Source organism: Mesorhizobium metallidurans STM 2683, from assembly GCF_000350085.1.
Lineage (GTDB): Bacteria > Pseudomonadota > Alphaproteobacteria > Rhizobiales > Rhizobiaceae > Mesorhizobium > Mesorhizobium metallidurans.
In genome coordinates, this window is the sequence record NZ_CAUM01000134.1 from 22,352 (window position 1) to 46,731 (window position 24,380).

20 protein-coding genes, 1 other RNA gene and 2 pseudogenes are annotated in these 24,380 nt (G+C 63.4%); 8 read left to right on the plus strand and 15 right to left on the minus strand.

The genetic code is table 11. The features are described from left to right. Position 1 precedes the first annotated feature (1 nt). Genes MESS2_RS22050 through mraZ form a run of 6 tightly spaced genes read right to left on the minus strand, consistent with a single transcriptional unit; the run spans position 2 to position 6,587 of the window. Positions 2-1,435, minus strand: a complete 1,434-nt coding sequence (locus MESS2_RS22050; RefSeq protein WP_008876673.1) for a UDP-N-acetylmuramoylalanyl-D-glutamyl-2,6-diaminopimelate--D-alanyl-D-alanine ligase — start codon at positions 1,433-1,435, stop codon at positions 2-4. Next, a complete protein-coding gene (locus MESS2_RS22055) occupies positions 1,432-2,886 on the minus strand; it encodes a UDP-N-acetylmuramoyl-L-alanyl-D-glutamate--2,6-diaminopimelate ligase (RefSeq protein WP_040593738.1) in 1,455 nt (484 codons plus the stop codon). Before MESS2_RS22055 ends, MESS2_RS22050 begins: the two co-directional genes overlap by 4 nt. Before the next feature lie 54 nt (positions 2,887-2,940). Beyond that, positions 2,941-4,665 (minus strand): peptidoglycan D,D-transpeptidase FtsI family protein, encoded by a 1,725-nt coding sequence (locus MESS2_RS22060; protein WP_425277759.1) that lies wholly within the window; start codon positions 4,663-4,665, stop codon positions 2,941-2,943. A 35-nt stretch (positions 4,666-4,700) separates the two neighbouring features. After that, entirely contained in the window at positions 4,701-5,096 is a 396-nt protein-coding gene (gene ftsL, locus MESS2_RS22065) for a cell division protein FtsL (protein ID WP_008876676.1), read from the minus strand. Positions 5,097-5,100: 4 nt separating this feature from the next. Beyond that, positions 5,101-6,132, minus strand: coding sequence for a 16S rRNA (cytosine(1402)-N(4))-methyltransferase RsmH (rsmH, locus tag MESS2_RS22070; protein WP_008876677.1), 1,032 nt, complete (start codon positions 6,130-6,132; stop codon positions 5,101-5,103). Beyond that, entirely contained in the window at positions 6,129-6,587 is a 459-nt protein-coding gene (gene mraZ / locus MESS2_RS22075; RefSeq protein ID WP_008876678.1) for a division/cell wall cluster transcriptional repressor MraZ, read from the minus strand. Before mraZ ends, rsmH begins: the two co-directional genes overlap by 4 nt. Before the next feature lie 407 nt (positions 6,588-6,994). On the opposite strand from mraZ, the gene MESS2_RS22080 reads away from it, so the two are divergent. Next, entirely contained in the window at positions 6,995-8,107 is a 1,113-nt protein-coding gene (locus tag MESS2_RS22080; protein WP_040593741.1) for a cystathionine gamma-lyase, read from the plus strand. A 158-nt stretch (positions 8,108-8,265) separates the two neighbouring features. On the opposite strand, the pseudogene MESS2_RS33480 reads toward MESS2_RS22080, so the two are convergent. From MESS2_RS33480 to MESS2_RS31345, 7 genes and pseudogenes are all read right to left on the minus strand, one after another. After that, positions 8,266-8,421: pseudogene (locus MESS2_RS33480) on the minus strand (type II toxin-antitoxin system RelE/ParE family toxin); the annotation flags it as partial. Next, on the minus strand, positions 8,418-8,693 hold the full coding sequence (locus MESS2_RS22085; RefSeq protein ID WP_008876680.1) for a type II toxin-antitoxin system ParD family antitoxin: 276 nt from the start codon (positions 8,691-8,693) through the stop codon (positions 8,418-8,420). The gene MESS2_RS22085 and the pseudogene MESS2_RS33480, both read right to left, overlap by 4 nt. A 153-nt stretch (positions 8,694-8,846) precedes the next feature. Further along, positions 8,847-9,256: RNase P RNA component class A (gene rnpB / locus MESS2_RS30280), an RNA gene on the minus strand. 63 nt (positions 9,257-9,319) lie between these two features. After that, complete coding sequence (locus MESS2_RS22090; protein WP_008876682.1) at positions 9,320-10,066, minus strand: lytic transglycosylase domain-containing protein; 747 nt, start codon at positions 10,064-10,066, stop codon at positions 9,320-9,322. A gap of 185 nt (positions 10,067-10,251) precedes the next feature. Beyond that, a complete protein-coding gene (locus MESS2_RS22095) occupies positions 10,252-11,019 on the minus strand; it encodes an N-acetylmuramoyl-L-alanine amidase (RefSeq protein WP_008876684.1) in 768 nt (255 codons plus the stop codon). Further along, positions 11,016-11,735, minus strand: coding sequence for a J domain-containing protein (locus tag MESS2_RS22100; protein WP_008876685.1), 720 nt, complete (start codon positions 11,733-11,735; stop codon positions 11,016-11,018). Before MESS2_RS22100 ends, MESS2_RS22095 begins: the two co-directional genes overlap by 4 nt. A gap of 245 nt (positions 11,736-11,980) precedes the next feature. After that, complete coding sequence (locus MESS2_RS31345; RefSeq protein WP_083918660.1) at positions 11,981-12,181, minus strand: hypothetical protein; 201 nt, start codon at positions 12,179-12,181, stop codon at positions 11,981-11,983. A 200-nt stretch (positions 12,182-12,381) separates the two neighbouring features. Here MESS2_RS31345 and MESS2_RS22105 point away from each other — a divergent pair, with 200 nt between their 5' ends. The 5 genes and pseudogenes from MESS2_RS22105 to MESS2_RS33490 form a co-directional block, all read left to right on the plus strand. Next, positions 12,382-16,134 (plus strand): hydantoinase B/oxoprolinase family protein, encoded by a 3,753-nt coding sequence (locus tag MESS2_RS22105; RefSeq protein WP_008876687.1) that lies wholly within the window; start codon positions 12,382-12,384, stop codon positions 16,132-16,134. Positions 16,135-16,293: 159 nt separating this feature from the next. Then, on the plus strand, positions 16,294-17,592 hold the full coding sequence (locus MESS2_RS22110) for a BtaA family protein (RefSeq protein ID WP_008876688.1): 1,299 nt from the start codon (positions 16,294-16,296) through the stop codon (positions 17,590-17,592). After that, a complete protein-coding gene (locus MESS2_RS22115) occupies positions 17,589-18,275 on the plus strand; it encodes a class I SAM-dependent methyltransferase (protein ID WP_008876689.1) in 687 nt (228 codons plus the stop codon). Before MESS2_RS22110 ends, MESS2_RS22115 begins: the two co-directional genes overlap by 4 nt. A 305-nt stretch (positions 18,276-18,580) precedes the next feature. Then, positions 18,581-18,907, plus strand: a complete 327-nt coding sequence (locus MESS2_RS33485) for a GFA family protein (RefSeq protein ID WP_482805270.1) — start codon at positions 18,581-18,583, stop codon at positions 18,905-18,907. Positions 18,908-19,022: 115 nt separating this feature from the next. After that, positions 19,023-19,130 (plus strand): annotated as a pseudogene (locus MESS2_RS33490) (HigA family addiction module antitoxin); the annotation flags it as partial. A gap of 25 nt (positions 19,131-19,155) precedes the next feature. Here MESS2_RS33490 and MESS2_RS22120 read toward each other — a convergent pair. After that, on the minus strand, positions 19,156-20,535 hold the full coding sequence (locus tag MESS2_RS22120; RefSeq protein WP_008876693.1) for a serine hydrolase domain-containing protein: 1,380 nt from the start codon (positions 20,533-20,535) through the stop codon (positions 19,156-19,158). A 301-nt stretch (positions 20,536-20,836) separates the two neighbouring features. Between MESS2_RS22120 and MESS2_RS22125 the strand changes: the two genes are divergently transcribed. After that, entirely contained in the window at positions 20,837-21,631 is a 795-nt protein-coding gene (locus MESS2_RS22125; protein ID WP_008876694.1) for a glycoside hydrolase family 25 protein, read from the plus strand. A gap of 111 nt (positions 21,632-21,742) precedes the next feature. Beyond that, positions 21,743-22,921, plus strand: a complete 1,179-nt coding sequence (locus MESS2_RS22130; protein WP_008876695.1) for a lytic murein transglycosylase — start codon at positions 21,743-21,745, stop codon at positions 22,919-22,921. Positions 22,922-23,013: 92 nt separating this feature from the next. Here MESS2_RS22130 and MESS2_RS22135 read toward each other — a convergent pair whose 3' ends face one another. Further along, on the minus strand, positions 23,014-24,234 hold the full coding sequence (locus MESS2_RS22135; RefSeq protein ID WP_008876696.1) for an alanine racemase: 1,221 nt from the start codon (positions 24,232-24,234) through the stop codon (positions 23,014-23,016). Between the last annotated feature and the right edge of the window lie 146 nt (positions 24,235-24,380).

Here is a 24,380-nt window from a genome sequence, read left to right on the forward strand (position 1 = left end):
CCTAGGTCTGTTTACTGGTTGCGGCTTGCGCCGGAAATTTGCCGAGCAACGCCTCGACCAGCTTTGAAAACCCGATGCCTTTCGACGATTTGATCATCACCACGTCGCCCGGCTTCAATGTCGACAGCAGCACCGGCTTCAGGTCCTCGGCGCCGGCGCGATATTCCGTCTTGATCTCGTCAGGCAGGATGTCGGCCAGCGCCCGCATCTCCGGGCCGCCGAGAAAGACCGTGCGGGTGTCGGTGCCGACGATGAGATCGGCGAGCGCGGCATGCAGCTTCGCCGAGTGGTCGCCGAGTTCCAGCATGTCGCCAAGCACGGCGATGCGCCTGCCTTCGCCCGACACCGGCGTCGCATTGAGCAGCGCCATTGCCGCGCCCATCGACGCCGGATTGGCGTTGTAGCTCTCGTCGATCAGCGTGATCGACCCCTTGGGGTGGCGCAGCACATGACGCTTGCCGCGTCCGCGTTCGGCTGAAAGATCGGCCAGCGCCATCGCCACCCGGGTGATATCGGCGCCGACCAGATGCGCGGCGCCAAGCACCGCCAGCACATTCTGCACCATATGCCGGCCGGGCGCGCCGATACGTGCCGTGACCTCCTGCCCGCCGATCTTGGCGGTGATGACCGAATGATCGGCATAGAGCACGCATTTGACCAGCTTGAAGGTCGCGCGGGCATTTTCGCCGAAGCCGTAGACATGCTCGATGCCTGCGTCTTTCGCCATCTTGCCCAAGAGCTTCGAGCGCGGATCGTCGCGGTTAAGCAGCGCCGCGCCGCCCGGCTCCAGACCTTCGAAAATCTCGGCCTTGGCCTTGGCGATCTCATCGAGGTTGCGGAAGAAGCCGAGATGCGCCGCCGCGATCAAGGTGATGATGGCGACATGCGGCCGGACCATCTTGACCAGCGGCCGGATCTCGTCCGGATGGTTCATGCCGATTTCGAAGACGGCATAGTCGCAGTCGGTGGGCATCCGCGCCAGCGTCAGCGGCACGCCCCAGTGGTTGTTGAACGATTGAGCCGAGGCATGCACCTTGCCGACAGCCGACAGCGCATGGCGCAGCGCCTCCTTGGTGGTGGTCTTGCCCGCCGAACCGGTCACCGCGATTATCTTGGCGTTGGAACGCGCACGGGCGGCAACCCCAAGCTTTTCAAGTGCGGCCAGCACGTCCGGCACGACGATCATCGGCGCCGTCAGCCGCCCGAGCGCCGGCAATTTGCCCTCGGCGACGACCAGGACGCCGGCGCCGGCCTTGATGGCGGCGGTCGCGAAGTCATGGCCGTCCATCGCCTCGCCCTTGATGGCGAAGAAGGCCTCGCCCGCCGCAAGGCTGCGGCTGTCGATCGAGATGCCGGTGACACCTTCCGGCATCGGGCCGAGCGGCCGCCCATCCATGGCGGCAACCATATCCGCGGAGGTCCACAGGAAACTCATGCGGCGCGTTCCCGAAGCGCCGAGCGGACTTCCTCATGGTCGGAAAAATGCAGCGTCTCGGTGCCGATGGTCTGGCCTTCCTCATGGCCCTTGCCGGCCACTATCAGCGTATCGCCCGCATGAAGCATGGCGACCGCGTCGTGGATCGCCTTGCGCCGGTCGCCGATCTCGATGGCGCCGGGCGCGGCTGCAAGGATGGCGGCGCGGATCGTTTCGGGCACTTCCGAGCGTGGATTGTCGTCGGTGACGATGACGACGTCGGCGAGCCGCGTCGCGATCTCGCCCATGATCGGCCGCTTGCCACGGTCGCGGTCGCCGCCGCAACCGAACACGACGATGACGCGGCCCGTGGTGAAGGGCCGCACCGAGGCCAGCACGTTTTCCAGCGCATCCGGCTTGTGCGCATAGTCGACATAGACCGGCGCGCCACTGGCCGTGGTGCCGACAAGATCCAGCCGGCCCGGCGCACCCTTCAATTTCTCCAGCGCCATCAAGGCCTTGGCGGCAGTTGTTCCGGTGGAGATGGCGAGACCCGCCGAAACCAGCGCATTGGCGATCTGGAAATCGCCGGCCAGCGGCAGGTCGACTTCGTGCAGAACGCCATCGACTTCCACCTCGGCGCGCTGGCGGTGGCGCTCGTGCTCGACCCGCTTCAGCCGCAGGAATTCGCCATGGCGGCCGACCGTCAGCACATCAAGCCCCGCCGCCTGTGCCGCCTTGATCGTTGGCTCGGACCACGGATCGTCGGCAAAGATGACGGCAGGCGCACCCTTCGGCAGCAGCGCGTCGAACAGGCGCAGCTTGGCGCGATGATAGTCCTCGACCGTGGGATGGTAATCCATATGATCGCGGCCGAGATTGGTGAAGCCGCCGGCGGCAAGCTTCACGCCGTCGAGCCGGCGCTGGTCAAGCCCGTGGCTGGAGGCTTCCATCGACGCGTGGGTGACGCCGGCCTCCGCCAATTCCTTGAGCAGAAGGTGCAGGGCGACCGGGTCGGGCGTGGTCAGCGAGCCATACTCATTGCGGCCCGGCGCCACCACGCCGGTGGTGCCGATCGAAGCGGCGGCAAAGCCCGCCTGCTCCCAGACCTGCCTGGTGAAGGCGGCGACCGATGTCTTGCCGCTGGTGCCGGTCACCGCGACAATGGTCTGCGGCTGCTTGCCGAAATAACGGGCGGCACTCAGCGCGAGCGCCAGGCGCGGATCGCCGACGGCAAGAACCGGCACCGGCAGTCCGGCAATGGCGCTGCCCTTGCCCGCCACGATCGCGGCAGCGCCGCGCCTGGCGGCATCGGCGGCATAGGCTGCGCCGTCCGCCTTGGTGCCGGCGAGCGCGAAAAAGACGACGCCGGTCTTGACCTCGCGGGAATCCGACGAAATCCCGGTAACCTCCATATCGGGGGAAGCTATCCCCTCGACAGGCAGGATACCGGCTAGATCTTTCAGCTTCATCGAACCCCGTTCATCTCAACAAAATAGCGCGCTGTTGCCGGCGCGCCCCAAGAATCACTGATAGGAAACCAGCGTTGCACCATTTTCATGGCTGAAATCTGGCTTCACGCCAAGCATGGAAGCCGAACGCCGGATGATGTTTGCGGCCATGACGCCTGCATTCGAGGCGGCCGTTGCGCCCATGCCGGGCTTTTCAGGCTTCGGTTCGTCGGCGATCGTCAGCACGATATATTGCGGATCGTCCATCGGGAAAGCCGCGACGAAGGCGTTGAAATTCTTGTCCTTGGAGTAGCGGCCGTTGACGACCTTCTCGGCCGTTCCCGTCTTGCCGCCGACGCGGTAGCCCGGAACCCTGGCATTCCTGCCCGACCCCTTCTCGGCATTGAGCGCGTAGAGATAGCGCATGCTCTCTGAAGTCTTGTCGCTGACCACCTTCTTGGCCACCGACATCGCCTGCTCCTGCGTGCGCGTCAGGAAAGTCGGCTCGATCAGATAACCGCCATTCATCAGCGCGGCGCAGCCGACCGCCGTCTGCAGCGGCGTCGTCGACACGCCGTGGCCGAAAGCGATGGTGATCGAATTGACCTGCTTCCAGACCTTGGGCTCGGTCGGACGGGCGACTTCCGGCAGTTCCGTCTGCATCTTTTCGAGGATGCCCAGGCGATAGAGGAATTCGCGATGCCCGTCGATGCCCACCGCTTCGGCTTCCTTGGCCGAGCCGATGTTGGACGAATAGATGAACACTTCCGGCACCGAGAGCACCCGGCCCTTGCCGTGGAAATCGTTGATGGTCTGGTTGCCGATCCTGATCGGGCGCGAGGCATCGAAACGGCTGTTCATCGTCACCTTGCCGGAATCCAGCGCCATGGCGGTGGTGAAGCTCTTGAAGGTCGAACCCATTTCGTAAAGGCCGGCCGACATGCGGTTCAGCCGGTCCTTGTCCTGTGCGTTGTAGGGATTGTTCGGGTCGAAGTCCGGCACCGAGGCCATCGCCAGCACTTCGCCGGTCTTGACGTTGAGCACCACGGCGCCGGCGGCGATCGCGCGATACCTTTCCATGCCGGCGAAGATTTCGTCTCGAACGACGTTCTGGACGCGCAGGTCGATCGACAGCTGCACCGGCTTCAGGTCCCTGGCCACGGCAAGGCCAGACGCCTGCAGGTCGGTCAGGCCCTGGGTGTCGATGTACTTCTCCATGCCGGAGATGCCCTGATTGTCGATGTTGGTGAGGCCGACAATATAGGACGAGGTTTCGCCGCTCGGGTAGAAACGGCGCTTTTCGGTGCGGAAGCCGAAGCCGGGGATGCCGAGCTGCATGATATCGGCCTGCTGCTTCGGCGTCAGCTGCCGCTGCAGCCAGACGAAGCCGGCGCCGCTCTTCAGCTTGCGATAGGTCTGTTCGTAGTCGATCTCGGGAAGCACGGTCGACAGCTTCTCGATCGCCTCGTCGGCGTCGACGATGCGGCGCGGCTCGGCAAACAGCGATGCCGTCTTGATGTCCGTCGCCAGAACCTCGCCATTGCGGTCGACGATATCGGGCCGCGACGCCGTCACCCGGCTCTGCGGACCGCCGGACAGATCGGGATTCTGGAAACCGAGATAGACCAGCCGCCCGGCAATGGCCGCATAGATGCCGAAGAACACCGCCATCGTCATCACGACGCGGGCCTGGCCCTTGCCGCCGGTCGCCTTGCGGGCGCCTTCGACGACGATCGAGCCGTCTTCGCCGGATTTCGGGCGGCGGCCGATCAGTCTCCCGATCAGCGGAAGTCTTGCCATTGTTGCAAGTCTTGCCATCAGTGGAAATCTGGCGATCATTGCACGATGCCTCCGGTGACGACGGGGTCCTTGCCGTCGGAGGATCCTTTGCCGGAATTGTCGGCCATGCCGCCCAGGCGCTGGGACGAAAGGTCCTCTATGTTGACCGGCTTTGCCGGCAGATCGTCCAGGCCGACGATCTGGCGCGCATTGACCGGTTCGAGGTCGAGCTGCGACTTGTAGATCTCGGTCAGCTTCTGCAGGCGCGCCGGCTGGGTCAGCAGACTCCAGTCCGCCTTGAGCAGGTCGATCGTGTCCTCCTCGTAGCGGATCTGCGCCTGGATCTTCTGCACCGCCGCCAATTGCTCCTCGGCCTCGCGCTTGGTCTTGTAGGTCAGGGCCGCGGCCGAGACCATGACGGCGATCAGGACTATGTCGCTGGTACGAAACACGTGCTCACCTCTCTCCCGGCCGGTTGGCGCCGGGAAGTTTTGGGCTGGGAAGTTTTGGCAGGCCGAAAATCGCAAAGTCGCCGGCGCGCGCCGGCGCCTCGGTGCGGATGGCAGCGCGCAGCCTTGCCGAACGCGCCCGCGGATTGGCCGATATCTCGGCATCGTCAGGCGTCACGCCGCCGCCAGCCTTGCGGAAGGTGGCCAGGCGTGTCTGCGCCTCGGGCATATGCCGCGATCCGGTCACCTGATCGGCGCGGTCGGCAATGAAGCGCTTGACGATGCGATCTTCCAGCGAGTGAAACGTCACCACGGCCAGCCGTCCGCCCGGCTTCAGCACGCGCTCGGCCGCAAACAGCGCCTTGGCCAATTCGCCGAGTTCGTCATTGACGAAGATGCGCAACGCCTGGAAGACGCGGGTCGCCGGATGGATCTTGTCCTTGGGGGCGCGGCCGATATGCGTCTCGATGGCATCGGCAAGGTCGAGCGTGCGCTCGAACGGATTTTTTTCGCGGCGGCTCTCGATCATGCGGGCGATGCGGCCGGCATGGCGCTCCTCGCCGAGGAAACCGAAGATGCGGGCAAGATCGCCCGCCTTGAAGGAATTGACGACATCGGCGGCACTCAGGCCCGCTTGCGCCATGCGCATGTCGAGCGGCCCATCGGCGCGGAACGAAAAGCCGCGCTCCGCCTGATCGATCTGCATCGAGGAGACGCCGATATCGAGCACCACTCCGTCGGCGCTTTCGACCTGCTCGTCCAGCGTCGAGAATGGCGCCTGGACAACCCTGAGCTTGCCCTCCGACTGTGCTTCGAGGTCTCGCCCCGCTGCGATCGCATCCGGATCGCGGTCGATGGCCACAACCGCGGCGCCGCTCGCCAGAATGGCCCTGGTGTAACCGCCGGCGCCAAACGTGCCATCGACGATCACCTCGCCGGCCTTGGGCGAAAGCGCCTTCAGCACTTCGGCAAGGAGGACCGGAATGTGGCGGGCCGGTCCGCCAACGGCGTGAAGGTCATCGCCGTGGCCCGCCATCATTCCGGTCGCTCCCCGGGCTTCGTCCCCTGCCGAAGCTGCAAAAGCCGGGCACGTGCTTCCGCCCCGTAGGCGGCAAGCCGTCCAGGCTCCCATATCTGAAAGAAACTGCCACGGCCGACAAAGGCCACTTCCGCCGATAAGCCGGTGTGTTCGCGAATGAAATCGCTCATCGTGATGCGGCCGTCCTGATCGAGCTTCAGGAACGTCCCGTCGCCATGGCAGAAGAACGACATATCGTCCGCCGTCCGCAGGAACGGATCTTCCTGCGCGATGCGCTGCTCGTAGCGGTCGAGCAGGTCTAGTCCGCCGACATCCATCGCCGGACGGTCGAGGCAGCGCAGTGCATAGAGTTCGGAGTAGCCGCGCTTCTGCACGACTGCGCGGAAATGCGCCGGAACGGACACCCGCCCCTTCGCATCGATCCTGTTCACCGCGCTCGACAGAAACCGATCCATTACGCGTTGCAGCCGCTTGCGCCGCCGCATCCCTCTGCATTTTGCCGTCCGCGCCGCCGCAGCGCGGTCCCTGCCCGAAATCCACGTCGTTCCGAGGGGTGAAAGCAGGCAAACGCGCAGCCGCCGCGGCTGCCCGATTGGCGTACGCTTCACCCTGACGCGGAACGAAGGCTTTGGTATCTGGATGGGATATCATGGGGCACTATGGGCGTCAACGGGAACAGGCTTCACAAACGCGCGCGCCACAACCGGTGAGAGCGACTTTGACGGCACTCCCGTGTTTATCCTCCATTAAGCCTAACGAAGCGTTTAGAGCCGCTTGGCCCAACTTGACGCCGCTTGCTGCAGATCGCTCCCAAGCATAGCGTCAACTGGTCTTTTCTCGGTCGGCAACAAGGTTTGAATCGATGTCTGAAACAGCCAGGTCACGCGCTGCGACCCTTCCCCACCTGCGTCATGGCATGCTCGCCAAGGGCGATCCAATTCCCTTGCCCCTGACCATGGCCGCCATTTTTCACACACCGGGCGATGCTGCGGGCTCCGACGAATACGGCCGATACGACAATCCAACCTGGAGGGCCGTCGAGCACATGCTGGCGCATCTGGAAGGCGCGCCATGCGTCGGCTTTCCCTCCGGAATGGCTGCGATCTCGGCGGTGTTTTTTGCGCTGCTGAAAGCCGGCGACCGGATCCTGCTGCCTGCGGACGGCTACCACGCCACGAGAGCGCTGGCGGATCGCTTCCTAAAGCCTTTCGGCATCACCTACGATGTCCGCCCGACATCGAGCTTCCTCGACGGCGGCTTCGACGGCTATCGCCTCGCCTTCGTCGAGACACCGGCCAATCCGGGACTGGACATCTGCGACATTGCGGCCGTCGCCGAAGCAGCGCACAGAGCGGGCGCGATCCTCGCGGTCGATAACACGACGATGACGCCTTTCGGCCAGCGCCCGCTCGATTTCGGCGCCGATATCGTCATTGCCGCCGACACCAAGGCGCCCAATGGCCATTCCGATGTGCTGTTCGGCCATGTCGCCAGCCGCAATGCGGACATCATCGCCGCGGTTTCCGGTTGGCGCGAGGTGTCGGGCGCCATTCCCGGCCCATTCGAGGCGTGGCTGGTGCATCGCGGCCTGGAAACGCTCGACGTGCGCTTCGACCGCATGTGCTCTTCCGCGGAAGTGCTGGCGCGGCGGCTGCAAGGCCACCCCGCTATCAGCGGCCTGCGCTATCCCGGGCTGGAAGGCGATCCGTCGCACAATCTCGCCCGCGCCCAGATGGAACGCTTCGGCTTCCTCATCTCCTTCGTGCTGGATTCGGAGGACAAGGCCGAGGATTTCATCAACAACTGCGCGCTGATGCAGGCCGCGACCTCCTTCGGCGGCGTTCACACCTCCGCCGAGCGGCGGGCAAAGAGAAGCGATGCGGTACCGCCGGGCTTCGTCCGCCTGTCGGTCGGCTGCGAGCCGGTGGAAGAGCTTTGGCAGGCGATCGCAGCATCGCTGGATAGGCTGGCGTGAGCGGGTTGATCACGTACTGAGGTCGTCGGCTTCGATGTTGCGATGGCCATGCAATACGCGGACGATTTCGATTGCCTCGTCGGCGACACGATAGAAGGCAAGAGATATTCGCCAACGATCAGATGACGGATGCCGGGCGCAATGTCGTCGCGCGGCGCACCCGAGTACGGATAGGTCGCCAGTTGCTGCCAACGGGCTTCGATCCGATCGAGCAATCGATCCGCCGCAGCCTCGCTATCTTGCGCGACATGACGCCAGATCGCGATCAGATCCTCTTCTGCACGTGCAGTTCTCTTGATCGGCAGCAAATTCATGCCGCGCTATCGGATCTCAATCGTCTCCGCGCTTCAGCCTTGATCTCATCGATCGACCCAAATCGCCCCGGACCGCTGTCGATCCCTTCCTGCACAAGCTTGCGCAACTCTTCCACCGTATAGCCAAGCAGGTCGCGGCGGTCTTTCCACTGCCGCAGAGCGTCGCGGATCACCTCGCTCGCCGAAGCATATTCTCCGGCGGCGACCACGTCGTCGACCGCCGCCGCCAATTCCGGCGAAAGCGTGATGCTGCGTTTGTCGACATGACCCATGATGCGCGCTCCTGGTGCTTCCCAAGGACTATGGTACGATTTAATCGCACCAATTTCAACAATGCCGTCATTTCTGAAAACGCTTGAATCAACAGGCGCGCCCGAAGGCGCAACCTGCTGATATCAGGGGATTTCTTGCTATAGTGGGAAGAAATTGCCAGCTGGCCTGTAAGCCGGGTTCTGTATGGCCCTCGCCCCTTGCGGCGCGAGAACGTGGCGGCCATTCATCTTGGGCGCATGTTGCCACGCACCTCACGCAACCTACCCGGACGGTGAGTCGGAAACAGCCCCCGAGGGTTTCCCCTCGCACCGTCCCTATTCGGTCTTGCTCCCGGTGGGGTTTACCGTGCCGCTCCTGTTGCCAGTCGCGCGGTGGGCTCTTACCCCACCCTTTCACCCTTGCCCCGAATCCGGCAGAGCCGGATCGTGGCGGTTTGCTTTCTGTGGCACTTTCCCTGGGGTCGCCCCCGCCGGCCATTAACCGGCACCGTGTCTCCATGGAGCCCGGACTTTCCTCACCCGCAGCCTTTCGGCTTCGCGAGTGCGGCCGCCCGGCCAGCTGGCAAGCGTATAAACGGGTTCACGCCCAAAAACGCAAACGAAAAAAGCAGCTTATGCCTAGATCGTCACGCTGCTGCCCCAAGGGCGGCCATCTGCACCTTGACCTTGCTGCAATAAGCCGCCGACACCGGGTTCATGCGCTTGGCGGCATGGCCGGCATTGTATTTCAGGATCGTGCCGCAGGTCGTGCCGCCGCCGAGCCCGCGCGCCATGGCGAGGTATTTCATGCCGTATCTGATGTTGGTGTCGGGGTTGAACAGGCCCTTGACCGAGCCGCTGTAACCCATCATCCGCGCCGTTGCCGGCTTGATCTGCATCAGGCCGATCTCGCCGGCGCCGCCGACGATGTTCGGCTGGTAGTTGCTCTCGATCTTGACGACGGCGTTGGCCAGCGACACCGGCACGCCGTAGCTGGCGGCGTAACGGGCGATGATCGCCGAATACTGTCCACTGCCGCCGGCCGCCGCAGCCGGCACCGCCCTGCTCTTGCGGTCGATCGACGCCGTCGTCGTCCGGTCGAGGTGCTTCCTGTTGCGCTTCACATGCCGCTTGGAGACTGCCCTCTTCGCCGAGGTCGCCCTTTTTGCTGAAATCGCCTTTTTGGCCTTTACCCCAGCCGCTTTTTCCACTTTCGCGCTGACTGTCCTCTTTGCCTTTGCGTCCTGGCCGGCTTTCGGCATGGCGGTCTTGCCGGCTGCGACAGTGAAGCCCTGGTCTGCCCGTGGGCTCAGTGGCGCGCCATTCGCCGCGCTGAAGGCAAAAGTCATTACGCCGGCAGCAACAGCTGCCGTTACAACGGTCAATTTCTGCATGTGATCCTGTTCTGTCTGGACTGCGCGAAGAACTTCGCGCAGCTACGCTAAATCAACATCGGAACATTTGGGGATTAGAGGTTCCGACAACTTGCACGGATCGCCTTTGACGGCCGATTTGGCATCAAAGAAGGCGATGCAAGTCACTTTGAGTGACAGGCTGTAACTTTTAGGCGGCAAAAAGATTACTTGGGAGAAACTGCCCTTGCGGAAGCGAGCAGCCTTTCCAGCGTGCGGATCGTCGATCCGTCGGCGAGGCCATCCACCTTGCGCTGCCGGAAATGCCGCTGGAAAGCGTCGACCACGATTTCAGTCTGCCGGTCGAAAGCCCCCGATATCTCCACGCCGTAACCGTAGAGCGCCAGCATCGACTGCAAGGCCTCGACCCCGGCGCCAGCATCGCCGGTCCTCAGCACCGCGCCGCGCCTGACCGGCGCCGCTTCGACGAGATGGCCGACGCCGGCCTCGAACAGCGCCTTCCACGGGAATTTCTCGCCCGGATCGATCTTGCGTCCCGGCGCCACGTCTGAATGGGCGAGCACCCGTTGAGCTGGAATGGAATGGCGCTGGACGATCCCCTTGCACAGCCTGATCATCGAGTCGATCTGCCGTTTGGGAAAGCTGCGATAGCCCAGCGAATGCCCCGGATTGACGATCTCGATGCCGATCGAACAGGAATTTATGTCGGTGCGTCCGAACCACGAGCTCTTGCCGGCATGCCAGGCACGGTCGCTTTCCCTCACCATCTGGACGATCTGGCCGTCCTCATAGACGAGATAGTGCGACGAGACCTCGCTGGCCGGATCGCACAGCAATGCTTCGGCGCCCGCGCCGGTCTTCATGCCGGTGTAATGCAGCACGATCATGTCAGGCCTGGTCGTTTCGCGTCGCGGGCCGAAATTCGGCGATACCCTAACCTCGGCGCTCGGCTCGTCAGGCAGGAAGCCGCTCATGCGTGCCGCAGACCTCGCTCGATCATCTCATAGGCCGCGTTGATCGCGGCAATTCTGGTCGTCGCGATCTTGATGAATTCCTGCGGCAGGCCGCGTGCGATCAGCCGGTCGGGGTGGTTGTCCGAGACCAGCTTGCGATAACGCTTGCGAACCTCCTCGAACGGCTTTCCACGTTCGATGCCGAGCACGACATAGGGATCGGCCGCACCAAGATCGACATGCCGTGCCAGGATGCTCTGGTAGTGCGCCTCCTCGATCCGGAAGATCTCGGCGATGCGATGCAGGAACTGGCCCTCGCGCTCATGCACCAGCCCGTCGGCCTTGGCGATGTGGAACAGCCCGTCGAGAATGTCCTCCAGCATCGCACAGTTCGAATGGCCGGAGCCGCAAAGCTGCGCCATGCGCTCGGCATAGGTCTCGAACCCGGCAATATCGCGCTTGGCCAGATCGTAGAGGCGCGCCACATTGCGCCTCTGCTCTCTCGGCACTTCGAATATTTCCTGGAAGGCGCGCACCTCGTCCTGGGTGACGATGCCGTCGGCCTTGGCCATCTTGGCCGACAGCGCGATCATCGCCACCGAGAAGGCGACGCGCCGGCGCAAATCCGCATCGCCGGAGAAAACCGTGCGCACGGCTTCGACGACATCGGCGACACCCGACGAGGTTGAAGACGAAATGCGGGTGATGAAGTCGCCGAGGCGGTCCCAAATCGACATGAGGGCTTAATAGAGCCAACCGGCCATCGCTATCAAGCGAAGACAATGCCGCAGCGCCCGGCCCTATCGATTAGGTGGCAGGCTTGCGGCACCGCGAATGGTGGCTATGGCGCCGGCCGTATCGCGCAAAGCAGAAGGCGCAGCACCTGGAACGCTGGCCGTTATTGCAGTCACGCCCGACCGTAAGGCGCGCGTGAACCAGATCATGGGGAGGCCGGCGTTGACCGGCCTTCCCAAATTATAGACTACTGCGCCGGAGCAGCAGGTGCTGCCGGAGCTGGAGCCGGCTCAGCTGGTTTCGTGGCGTCAGGGGCCGGCTGCATCGGCTGTTCGGCAGCCGGCGGATTGGTGCTCTGCGTTGTGGTATTATCGGTGCCGCTGTCGCTGCAGGCGGCAACGCCGAGCAGTGCAAGCGCCGAAACCGACGCAAGAATGAGCTTTTTCATAACTTCTCTCCTCTAATCACGCCGCCGTTACCGGCGGCGGTCGAGGACAAAATGCATGAGGCGGATATGAGTTTCGTAACGTTGCATTTCCACCTGTAACATCTTCATATCCTTTGGTGATTGCCGGCCGGGGCATGTTGAACTACCAGCCGGAGCATCTCGAACTAACTGATTGGATAGAAAATGCCGGGAGCCGTGTCATGACCGCAAAATGGGATTTCTGGATCGACCGCGGCGGCACCTTTACCGATATCATCGGTCGTGACCCGGAGGGCGGGCTGCATCCAAAAAAACTCCTGTCGGAGAATCCGGAAGCCTATGCCGACGCCGCCATACAGGGCATTCGCGAGTTGCTCGGGCTGGAATTCGGCGCTCCGATCCCCGCCGACCTGATCGGCGACATCAAGATGGGCACCACCGTGGCTACCAACGCGCTTCTGGAGCGCAAGGGCGACCGGGTGCTGCTGCTCATCACCAAGGGTTTTCGCGACGCGCTGAGGATTGCCTATCAGGCGCGGCCCGACATCTTCGCCAAGGAGATCATTCTCCCCGAACAGCTCTATGAGCGCGTCATCGAGATCGACGAACGCGTACGCGCCGACGGCAATGTCGAACGATTGCTCGACATCGCCGCCTGCCGGCCGGCCATCGAGCAGGCCAGGGCCGACGGCATCGACGCAGTGGCTATCGTCTTTATGCATGCCTGGAAATACCCCGACCACGAAAAGGCCGTTGCAAAAGTCTGCCGCAAGCTCGGGTTTTCTCAGGTCTCGGTCAGCCATGAGGTGTCGCCGCTGATCAAGCTGGTCGGCCGGGGCGACACCACCGTGGTCGACGCCTATCTCTCGCCGATCCTGTCGAGATATGTTCGGAAGGTGGCGGAGGAATTGGGCGTCTCCCTCCTCGACGGGGAGATAGCCGCAAAGCGGCCAGAGCGGGGCGCTGTCCCGCCAACGTCTCGTTCTGTCACGCCCCCCTCTGCCCTGCCCTCTTTGCTGCCACTTGCCATCTCCCCCAAAAGGGGGGAGATCAGCCAATCCCCCCGCCTCATGTTCATGATGTCTTCGGGCGGCCTCACCGCCGCCGACATGTTCCAGGGCAAGGACGCGCTGTTGTCCGGCCCGGCCGGCGGTGTCGTCGGCATGGTCGAGACGGCGAAGCTCGCCGGCTTCGACAAGGTCATCGGCTTCGACATGGGCGGTACCTCGACCGACGTCGCCCATTATGACGGCGACTACGAGCGCGCCTTCGACACCGAGGTCGCCGGCGTGCGCATCCGCGCGCCGATGATGCGCATCCACACCGTGGCCGCCGGCGGCGGCTCGGTCCTGCATTACGAGGCTGGCCGCTTCCGCGCCGGCCCGGACTCCGCCGGCGCGAACCCGGGCCCTGCCGCCTACCGGCGCGGCGGGCCATTGGCCGTCACCGACGCCAATGTGATGCTGGGCAAGCTGCAGCCCGATTTCTTCCCGGCGATTTTCGGCCCCGGCCAGAATGAACCGCTCGATGTTGAGACCGTGCGGGTGAAATTCGCGGCGCTCGCCGCCGAAATCGGCGATGGCCGTGCGCCCGAAGCAGTCGCCGAAGGCTTCGTCACCATCGCCGTGGAAAACATGGCCAACGCCATCAAGAAGATCTCGGTACAGCGCGGCTACGACGTTACCGAATATCTTTTGAACTGCTTCGGCGGCGCCGGCGGCCAGCACGCTTGCCTCGTTGCCGATGCGCTCGGCATGGAGGCGGTGCTGATCCATCCTTTTTCCGGCCTGCTTTCGGCCTATGGCATCGGCCTGTCCTCGGTCTTCGCCTCGCGCCAGCAGGCGTTGCTCAAGCCTCTTGCCGAAGAGTCCCGAACCGAGATCGGCAACCTCATTGCCGGCTTGAGAACAGCCGTCACCGCCGAGCTCGCGGCGCAAGGCATCGCCGAGGACGCGGTCGCCGCGAAGCCGGTGCTGCACATTCGCTATGACGGCACCGACACGACACTGCCGGTGAATTTCGAGGAAGACTCGATTTTCCAGGCCAGGCGCGACTTCGAGACCGCCCATAAGGCGCAGTTCGGTTTCGTTTATGACGACAAGCCGATGATCGTCGAGACGGTCGGCGTCGAAGGCACCGACACCGGCGGCGCCGGCCGCGAGGAAAGTGATTCAGAAACCGAAGACCTCACGTTAAACCCTTCGCAGACCCGCGAAATCTTCACTGAGGGAGAGTGGCGCAATGCCGGCATCTTCCGCCGTGAGGCACTCAAACCAGGGCACAGGATTGCCGGCCCCGCCCTGATCATCGAGCCGAACCAGACCATCGTCGTCGAACCGGGTTGGCAGGCCGAAATCACCGCCAGGAACCACGTGCTGTTGCGCCGCGTCGAAAAAAAGCGCCGGCAAGCGGCACTCGGCACCGTCGCCGATCCGGTCATGCTGGAGGTTTTCAACAACCTCTTCATGTCGATCGCCGAGCAGATGGGCGTGACGCTGCAAAACACCGCCTATTCCGTCAATATCAAGGAACGGCTGGACTTCTCCTGCGCCGTCTTCGACCGCCATGGCGCGCTGGTCGCCAACGCGCCGCACATGCCGGTGCATCTCGGCTCCATGGACCGTTCGGTCGAAACCATCATCCGGCTGAACTCGGGCGACATCCACCCCGGTGACGTCTTCGCCCTCAACGCACCCTACAATGGCGGCACGCATTTGCCTGATATCACGGTGGTGACGCCGGTGTTCGATGACGCCAAGAAGAATATCCTCTTCTACGTCGCCTCGCGAGGCCACCATGCCGATATCGGCGGCACGGCGCCCGGCTCGATGACGCCGCTCGCCACCACGGTCGACGAGGAAGGCGTGTTGTTCGATAATTTCCGCATCGTCGATCGCGGCCGCTTCCGCGAGAAGGAACTGGAGACGCTGCTCACCGACCACCACTATCCCGCGCGCAACCCGCATCAGAACATCGCCGACCTCAAGGCGCAGATCGCCGCCAACGAAAAGGGCGTCGCCGAGCTGCGCAAGATGGTCGCGCATTTCGGCCTCGATGTCGTCGAAGCCTATATGGGCCATGTCCAGGACAATGCGGCCGAAAGCGTGCGCCGCGTGCTGGAGCGCTTGCCCGACAGTTCCGTATACGAATATCCAACCGACACCGGCCAGGTGATCAAGGTCAAGATATCGGTCGACCGGAAAAAGCGCGAGGCGACGGTTGACTTCACCGGCACGTCACCGGTGATGAAGAACAATTTCAACGCGCCCGAGCCGGTGGCGCGGGCCGCCGTGCTCTATGCCTTCCGCGTCATGGTCGAGGACATGATCCCGATGAATGCCGGCTGTCTGCGCCCCATCAACATCGTCATCCCCGATGGCTGCATGCTGAAACCCGCCTACCCCGCCGCCGTCGTCGCCGGCAATGTCGAGACCTCGCAGCATGTCACCAACGCGCTGTTCGGCGCCATGGGCGCCATGGCCAACGCGCAAGGCACGATGAACAACCTCACCTTCGGCAATAGAAAGTACCAGTATTACGAGACGATCTGCTCGGGCTCGCCGGCCGGCCGGATGAATTCCGGCCGCGGCTTTGCCGGCACTTCGGGTGTCCACACCCACATGACCAATTCACGCCTCACCGATCCGGAAGTGCTGGAGCTGCGCTTTCCCGTACTGCTCGAGGATTTCCACATCCGCGAGGGTTCTGGCGGCAAGGGCAGATGGAGTGCCGGCGACGGCACCAAACGCACGATCCGCTTCCTCGAAAAGATGGAGTGCGCCATCCTGTCCTCGCATCGCAACCGTCCGCCGCAAGGGCTGGACGGCGGCGGCGACGGCGAGGCGGGCTCGACCAAAGTCCGTCGTGGTAATGGTGCGATCGAAGTGCTGAAAGCCTGCGACCAGACCGTGCTCGACGCCGGCGAGGCCGTCATCCTGACGACACCGACGCCCGGCGGGTTTGGCAAGCAGTAAGGAGGCATCCATAATTCTACTGCGGCGGTCATCTGACGCGGTTTTCTGCGCCTCCGATGCTCACGGACCCAAATGTCCGCTCCGCTTCGGTTCTCGAAATCCACGCCATATGACTCGCCGCAGCGAATTCTGGATGCCTCCGACTGTCACCGGCTTGTCATGACCCTGCGCTACCCGCTTGCGCCAACGCAAATGGGGAATCACCTTGCCATGACGGATCTTTCCGGGGAACTCGTTTTTCGACGTGGCAAGGAAGTTGGAAAAGCCGTCTACCAGAACCGTCCGCTGTCGAAGGCCGGTGTCTCCGAACGGCTGTTCGCCTTGCTGTTTTCCGGCCTCGTCTACCCGCAGATCTGGGAAGACCCCGATGTCGACATGGAGGCGATGCAGCTTGGCCAGGGCCATCGCATCGTCACCATCGCGTCCGGCGGCTGCAACATCCTGGCCTATCTCACCCGCTCGCCCGAAAGGATCGACGCCGTCGATCTCAACGCCGCCCACATCGCGCTGAACCGCATGAAGCTGGAGGCGGTGCGCCATCTGCCCTCGCAGGGCGACCTGTTCCGCTTCTTCGGCGCCGCCGACACCAGCCACAATTCGGAAGCCTACGACCGCTTCATCGCCCCGCGCCTCGACCCGGTCAGCCGCCACTATTGGGAGCGCCGCAACTGGCGCGGCCGTCGCCGCATCGCCGTCTTCGACCGCAATTTCTACCAGACCGGCCTGCTCGGCCTGTTCATCGCCATGGGTCACCGCGTTGGCAAATTCTTCGGTGTCGATCCCGCCGGCATCATGAAGGCGAAAACCATCGCCGACCAGCGCCGCTTCTTCAATGAGGAACTGGCGCCCGTCTTTGAAAAGCCGCTGCTGAAATGGGCCACCTCGCGAAAAGCCTCGCTGTTCGGCCTCGGCATTCCGCCGGCCCAGTATGATTCGCTGATCACCTCGGGCGACGGCACCATGGCCAGCGTCCTGAAGGCGCGGCTGGAAAAGCTCGCTTGCGATTTTCCGTTGAAGACCAATTACTTCGCCTGGCAGGCTTTTGCGCGGCGCTATCCCAACCCGGGCGAAGCCGCACTGCCCGCCTATCTCGAAAAGCGCAACTACAAGACGATCCGCGACAATGTCGATCGCGTCGCCATCCACCACGCCAATCTGATCGAATTCCTCGCCGCCAAGGATGCCGGCTCGGTCGACCGCTTCGTGCTGCTCGACGCGCAGGACTGGATGACCGACGACCAGCTCAATGCGCTGTGGGCCGAGATCACCCGCACCGCATCCGCTGGCGCCCGCGTCATCTTCCGCACCGCGGCCGAACCCAGCCTCCTGCCCGGCCGGGTCTCGAATTCGCTGCTCGACCAGTGGAACTATCAGGACGAGGCCTCGCGCGAATTTTCGGCCCGCGACCGTTCGGCCATCTATGGCGGCTTCCACCTCTATGTGAGGCGGGCCGCATGAGCACGAGCGAGCTGCCGGCCAGGCACGGCGAACCGCCGGCCGGGCATGCCGAACTGATGGACGGCGTCTATCGCTGGCAGCGCCATTTCTACGACCTGACCCGCAAATATTACCTGCTCGGCCGCGACCGGCTGATATCGGGGCTGGACGTGCCGGCCGGCGGCACCGTGCTCGAACTCGGCTGCGGCACCGGCCGCAACATCGTGCTTGCCGCCCGCCGCTATCCCGGCGCCCGTTTCTTCGGCCTCGATATTTCGGCCGAAATGCTGGAGACGGCCAACGCCGCCATGGATCGCGAAGGCCTGTCCGGCCATGTCACGCTGGCGCGCGGCGACGCCACGGATTTCGATGCGGAGGCGCTGTTCGGCCTGGCTACCTTCGACCGCATCTTCGTGTCCTATTCGCTGTCGATGATCCCCGGCTGGGAAAAGACTGTGGCGGCCGCACTTGCCGCCCTTTCGCCAGACGGCTCGCTGCACGTCGTCGATTTCGGCCAGCAGGAAGCCCTGCCCCGCTGGTTCCGCACGCTGCTGCGCGGCTGGCTGAGAAAATTCCATGTCGAGCCGCGTGAAGCGTTGCGCGATGTCCTGGAATCGGAATCCGCAAGAGTCGGCGCAAGCCTTCGATTCAGAACGCTTTATCGCGGCTACACCTGGTTGGCGGTCGTCAAGATCGCCATCTAGGCTGCGGACTCATAAAAGCGAAGCGACGATCTGATGACCGCCAAGGCCATGCTCGACAAGAGGCCGCCGCTGGCACTTTCATCGGTATGATGGGCTTTGGCGCCAGCGGTCCGGCGGAGAAACTCTACGAACATTTCAATATGCCGCAAAGGCGGTAGTGAAGGCAGCTCGGAGGCAACGCCTCGCGCACGCGAGGACAATCGCTAGCGCCGAATGTCGGAATTGGGCGCCAGCTCGGCGCATTTCATGGCGCCTCCCGCACGCCCAGGCATGAAGCTGTCCTTGTTGACTCAAGGAGAATTTGCATGCGTGGTCATTGCTTATGTGGCGCTATTGCTTTTGAAGTCGATGGCCCGGCACAGGCCTGCGTGGTCTGTCATTGCGAAAGTTGTCGGCGGCAATGTTCTGCGCCGATGACCACCTACATTGGCGTCTTGGACAGCCAATGGCGATGGCTGGGCCAGCTACCGAAGGTATTCAACTCTTCTCCCGGTGTGGAAAGAACATTTTGCGATAAATGTGGCTCGCCGCTGTCCTTCCGCTCAAAGAACATGTCCGGTGTCGTGCATTTTTTTTGCCGCAGCGATGGAGGAGCCGGAAAAGTTTGCACCTACGCTACATGTCGCTTTTGAGGAAAAGCTCCCTTGGTTGAAACTCGCCGATGGTCTGCCGACACGTTTCGGGCCTGACTATACGAAAGAATAGTTCCTGGGCGCAGAAGTTTGACGTGTCGGATGTGCTTGCCTTGATTTCTGGTTGAACGTCCAACGCCGCAGCGATCTTTGGGGGGTTATGAATTCGCCCGACGAGCGGGCGCGTATCGATCGTGCCAAGCCTTTGGCGACAGCCGCATAGACGAGACTGCGATCGCCGCGTTCCTCTAATGCAGCGCCTTCACCAGCGCCGCCACCATCGTCTGCGGCCGGTAGCCGAGCTTGGCCGGCGTCAGGCCGAGCCGCACCACCACCAGCTTCTCTGAGGGAATGATGGCGACCGTCTGCCCGTCATGCCCCTCCATCCAGTAGGTATCCCCGGGCAGGCCAGCAGCGACGCCGGCGCCGGGGCTCTCCTCGTCGCCCGGAGCCTCGATCCACAATTGGCCCTTGCCGTAGACTTTCGTGGTGGGTGCCTGTTCCCGCATCCAGCCGACGAAGCCGGCTGGCAGGATCTCCTTGCCGTTCCAAACGCCATCCTGCAGCAGGAACAGGCCGAAGCGCGCCCAGTCGCGCGCCGTGGCGTAGAGATATGACGAACCGACGAAGGTGCCGTGCTCGTCGGCCTCGAGCACCGCGCTCTGCATGCCAAGCGGATTGAACAGGGCGACCCTTGGCCAGGCCAGCGCCTTGTCCTTGTCGCCGATCGCATCCTGCCAGAGCCTGGACAGCATCACCGCCGTGCCGCTCGAATAGGAGAACACCTTGCCGACATCGCCGGTCAGCGGCTTGGATTCGGCAAAGACCGCCATGTCGGGCTCGAGATAGAGCATGCGCGTCACGTCGGCGACGTCGCCATAGTCCTCGTTGAATTCGAGCCCGCTCGACATCGCCATCATGTCGGCGAGGCTGATGGCCGCACGGCCATCGGCTTTCCAGGATCCGAACAGGCCCTGGTTGGCCACCGCCATCTTGCCGTCCTTTACCACCGTGCCGACGATGGCGGCATTCACTGTCTTGGTCATCGACCAGCCGAGCAGCGGCGTCTTCTGGGAAAAGCCGGCGCCATAGCGCTCGGCGACGATGCGGCCGTTCTTGACCGCCACCACGGCGCGCATGCCGGAACCGGTGAGCGCGGCATCGTCGAGGATATCAGCGATTTCGGGGTTCTGCGAGGGGTCGAGCCTGTCGCCTTCCGGCCAGAGCGCTTCGGGCGGCGGCGCCGGCGTCAGCGCCGCCCCGGTGATGGTCTTGGCAGCGGCGATGTTGCCGTCCGGAACCGCCGCGCAGCCGAGACCGTCGCGGGCCACCGCGACAGTTCTGCCAAACACGCCGAACAGCCCCGCCGAAACCGTGCCCTTCTCCTTGTCCACCGACACCCGCATCAGCCTCAACAGCGGATGGCCCGGCGCCTGCACGTCGACGGCGAGCACGTCGTCGGCATCGCGTCCGGCGATGAAGACATTCGAGCAGACGATCTTGGCCGAATAGCCCGAGCCGACGCGGATCAGTTCCGGCGGCGCGAAATAGAGCCAGGCAAACAGGGCAGCTATTGCCAGCACAACAAGGCCGAGCAGCCATTTGACGATCTTCACGACGATCCGCATCTTTTTGCGTCCCCCCTTTTGCACCGCCTGGGATTTTCCGGCTCGATTTATGTCATCGATTTGCCGCCATTGCTTCGGCAAAATCCCTGACCTTGTCGAGCGCCGTCAACCTGTTATCAACCATGATCGGCGATCACTGATGCATGTCGCCCAAAAGTGCCCGGCGGTTTTGGGATAACGACATGCATAAAAACAGAGATACCGGGCGATCCTGTGGGGCGATCGCTCGATGGGTCGGTCGAGGGGCCGCCCGTAGCAATCACCCATCAGCGGCCGGCTGAAACCGGCTCGGGAACTAGCGATGCGCCGTTTCGCGGCCCTCATCATGCTGACGCTGCTGGGCGCCTGCTCGACGGTCGACGATCTTGCGCCGCTGTCCTCATCCAGCGCCCCGACGGTCGCGGTGCGCGCGCCCCGTTTCGCTGACTCCGATCCGCATGAATGGGAAAGTGGCGCGCCATGGAATTACGCCGTCCACGGCACCGACGTCTCCAAATACCAGACCTCGATCGATTGGCCGGCGGCCAGGGCCAGCGGCATCTCCTTCGCCTTCATCAAGGCGACCGAAGGCGGCGACCGTTTCGACGAGTATTTCAACGAGCACTGGAGCCGCACAAAGGCCGCCGGGATCCCGCGCGCGGCCTATCATTTCTACTATTTCTGCACGCCTGCCGCCACGCAGGCGCGCTGGTTCATCGCCAACGTGCCTGTTGACCGCTCCGCCATGCCGCCGGTTCTCGACATGGAATGGAATCCGAAATCGCCGACCTGCAGGCTGCGCCCCGATGCTGCCACCGTGCGCAGCGAGATGAGCATTTTCCTCGGGATCGTCGAAAAACACTATGGCAAGAAGCCGATCATCTACACCTCGATCGATTTCTTCGACGACAACGATCTGTCGACCTTCCGCGGTTATCCCTATTGGCTGCGCTCGGTGGCAGGCCACCCGCGCGAGAAATACGGCAGCCATCCCTTCACCTTCTGGCAGTACACGGGAACCGGCATCGTGCCGGGCATGCCGGGCAAGGCCGACATCAATGTCTTCAACGGCACCGAAGCAGCCTGGAACAAATGGCTGCGGCAGAACACCCGTTGACACCGGGCCTGCCGCCTGCTTTCGACACTGCCGCTAGCGGATTTCTGCGACGCCCTGTCCTGGAAGACTGCACTTGTCTCGGAAGCCCGCTCTTGTCTCGAAAGGATCGCGATGCGATTGCGCTTTGAAATTCTCGCGGCGCTGTTGCTGACCGCTTCGGCCTTGCCGGCCGCGGCGCAGCAATGCGGCGGCGATTTCGAGGCCTGGAAGCAAGGCGTGGCGGCGGAAGCCAGGGCGGCAGGCGTCGGCAGCGCCGGCCTCGATGCGCTGGAGAAAGCCACCATCGACGATAAGGTGCTGGCGCGCGACCGCTCCCAGGGCGTGTTCACCCAGACCTTCCTCGAATTCTCGAACCGCATGATCTCGTCCCACCGGCTGAAGCAGGGCGCGATCAATCTGAAGAAATATGCCGATGTCTTTGGTCGCGCCGATCGCGAATTCGGCGTCCAGGCGCCGGTCATCGCCGCCTTCTGGGCGCTGGAGACAGATTTCGGCGCCGTGCAGGGCGATTTCCACACGCTGAATGCGCTGGTGACCCTCTCGCATGACTGCCGCCGCCCGCAGCTGTTCCGGCCGCAGATCGTGCCGCTGCTGACGCTGATCGACCGCGGCGTCCTGCCGGCCGACGTCACCGGCGCCTGGGCCGGCGAGATCGGCCAGACGCAGATGCTGCCTTCCGACTATCTCACTCGCGGCGTCGATGGCGACGGCGACGAAGTGGTCGACCTGCGCGGCAGCGCGCCCGATGTCATCATGACCACGGCCAGCAAGATCATGTCGCGCGGCTGGAAACGCGACCAGCCCTGGATCGAGGAAGTCCGCGTGCCCGACGACATGCCGTGGGACCAGACGGGGCGCACAAACAAGCTGCCGCTGACGCAGTGGGCGCAGTTGGGCGTCACCAACCCCGACGGCACACCGCTTGTCGGCAATGGCCTGAAGGCGGGGCTGGCACTGCCCATGGGCCGCAAGGGACCAGCCTTCCTCGCCTACGACAATTTCGACGTCTACCTCGAGTGGAACCAGTCTTTCACCTATGCGCTGACCGCAGCCAATCTCGCAGCAAGGCTGGCGGGCGCCCCGCAGATCGACCCACGCAATCCAGAACCCGGCCTCAGTGGCGACCAGATGAAGGCGCTGCAGACCAAGCTCGAGGCCAAAGGCTATGACGTGGGCTCGGTCGACGGCATTCTCGGCACCAACACCCGCGAGGCGATCCGCAAGGAACAGAAGCGGCTCGGCCTGCCCGTCGATGGCTGGCCTACGCCGGAGCTTTTAGGGAAGTTGTGAATGGTGAATGGTGAATGGTGAATGGTGAAAATTCACCGAAGTGCACGGAACGCAAGAGTTACTACTATTCACTATTCACTATTCACTATTCACTACCCCGCCATCGTCTCCAGGCTCGCAAACCCCTGCGGCGCGTCTCCTTCGTCGAACGGCGTCGCCACCTCGACGAATGTGTCGGGATAAAAGCCGTTGAAGCGCGTCCTCAGCGACAGCGAATAGGCGCCGATATGGCCGATCTCGATCCAGTCGCCGGTGTCGACGGTTTCCGGCAGCCAGAATGGCCGCGACAGTATATCGACGGAATCGCAGGTCGCGCCGCAGACCTTGAACGGCACGATGTTCTTTTCCTCGCCATTGCGCGAGCGGATCGCGGGGTCGGGGATGAAGCGCGCCGGCAGGGTGATCTTGCCGGTCCATGAATCCGACAGCGACGCCCAGATGCCGTCATTGATGTAGAGCCGCTTGCCCTTGCGCAGCAACACGCGCACGATCAGCGACAGGCAGCGCGCCACGATCACCCTGCCCGGCTCCGCCACCAGCGGCATCTGGTCGAACTGATACTCCTTCAGGTCGCCGGAAAGCCGCGACATGATCTGGCCGAGCGACGGCATCTCGATCTGCTTGCGGTTGGGATCATGGCCGTATTCGGCCGGAAAGCCGCCGCCGACGTCGAGCCCCGCAATGTCGAAGGTCAGCCGGTTGCGCACCCAGTCGGCCGAGGCCAGCGCCCGCTCATAAGTGTCTGGATCCTCGATCTGGCTGCCGACATGGAAGCACAGGCCGACCTTGTAGCCGGTCCGGTTCAGCCGTTCGGCGAGTTCCACCGCATAGGCCGGTCCGGCGCCGAATTTCTTCGACAGCTCATACGCCGCCGATCCCTTGGTCTGGATGCGCACGAACACGGTGATCGCGCCCGGATCGATGTCGAGCGCCCGCACCACGCGCGTCAGCTTGGTGATCTCGTCCTCATGGTCCACCGAAATGACGCGGATGGCGTATTTCTCCAGCGCCAGCTTGATATCCGACTGCGCCTTGACCGGGTGCATGTAGAGCATTTCGGCATCGGGCGAGACCGCGCGCACGGCGGCGAACTCCCCCGGCGAGGCGACGTCGAAGGCGCCGACCCCGGCTTCGACCAGCGCCTTCAGCACGATCTGCTCGCCATTGGTCTTGACCGCATAGGCGGTCTTGCCGGGAAACATCCCCATGAACTGCCCGGCGTCGGCCTTCAGCACCTGTGGGCGAAAGCAATAGACCGGATCGTCCGGGCGAAGCGCCAGCGCCGCTTCGCGGGCATTTTCGAATCGCTGCATGGACGAATCCCTTGACTGAGGCTGCGCACAATTAATCCAAGCTGTGCGCGAATGAAAACAATTCTGTGTCTCGTACCCCTGACGCCAGAAGCGACGGCTAGCCCACCGATCAGGTTTCGGGTGGCTCTTGTCGCCGGAACCGGTAT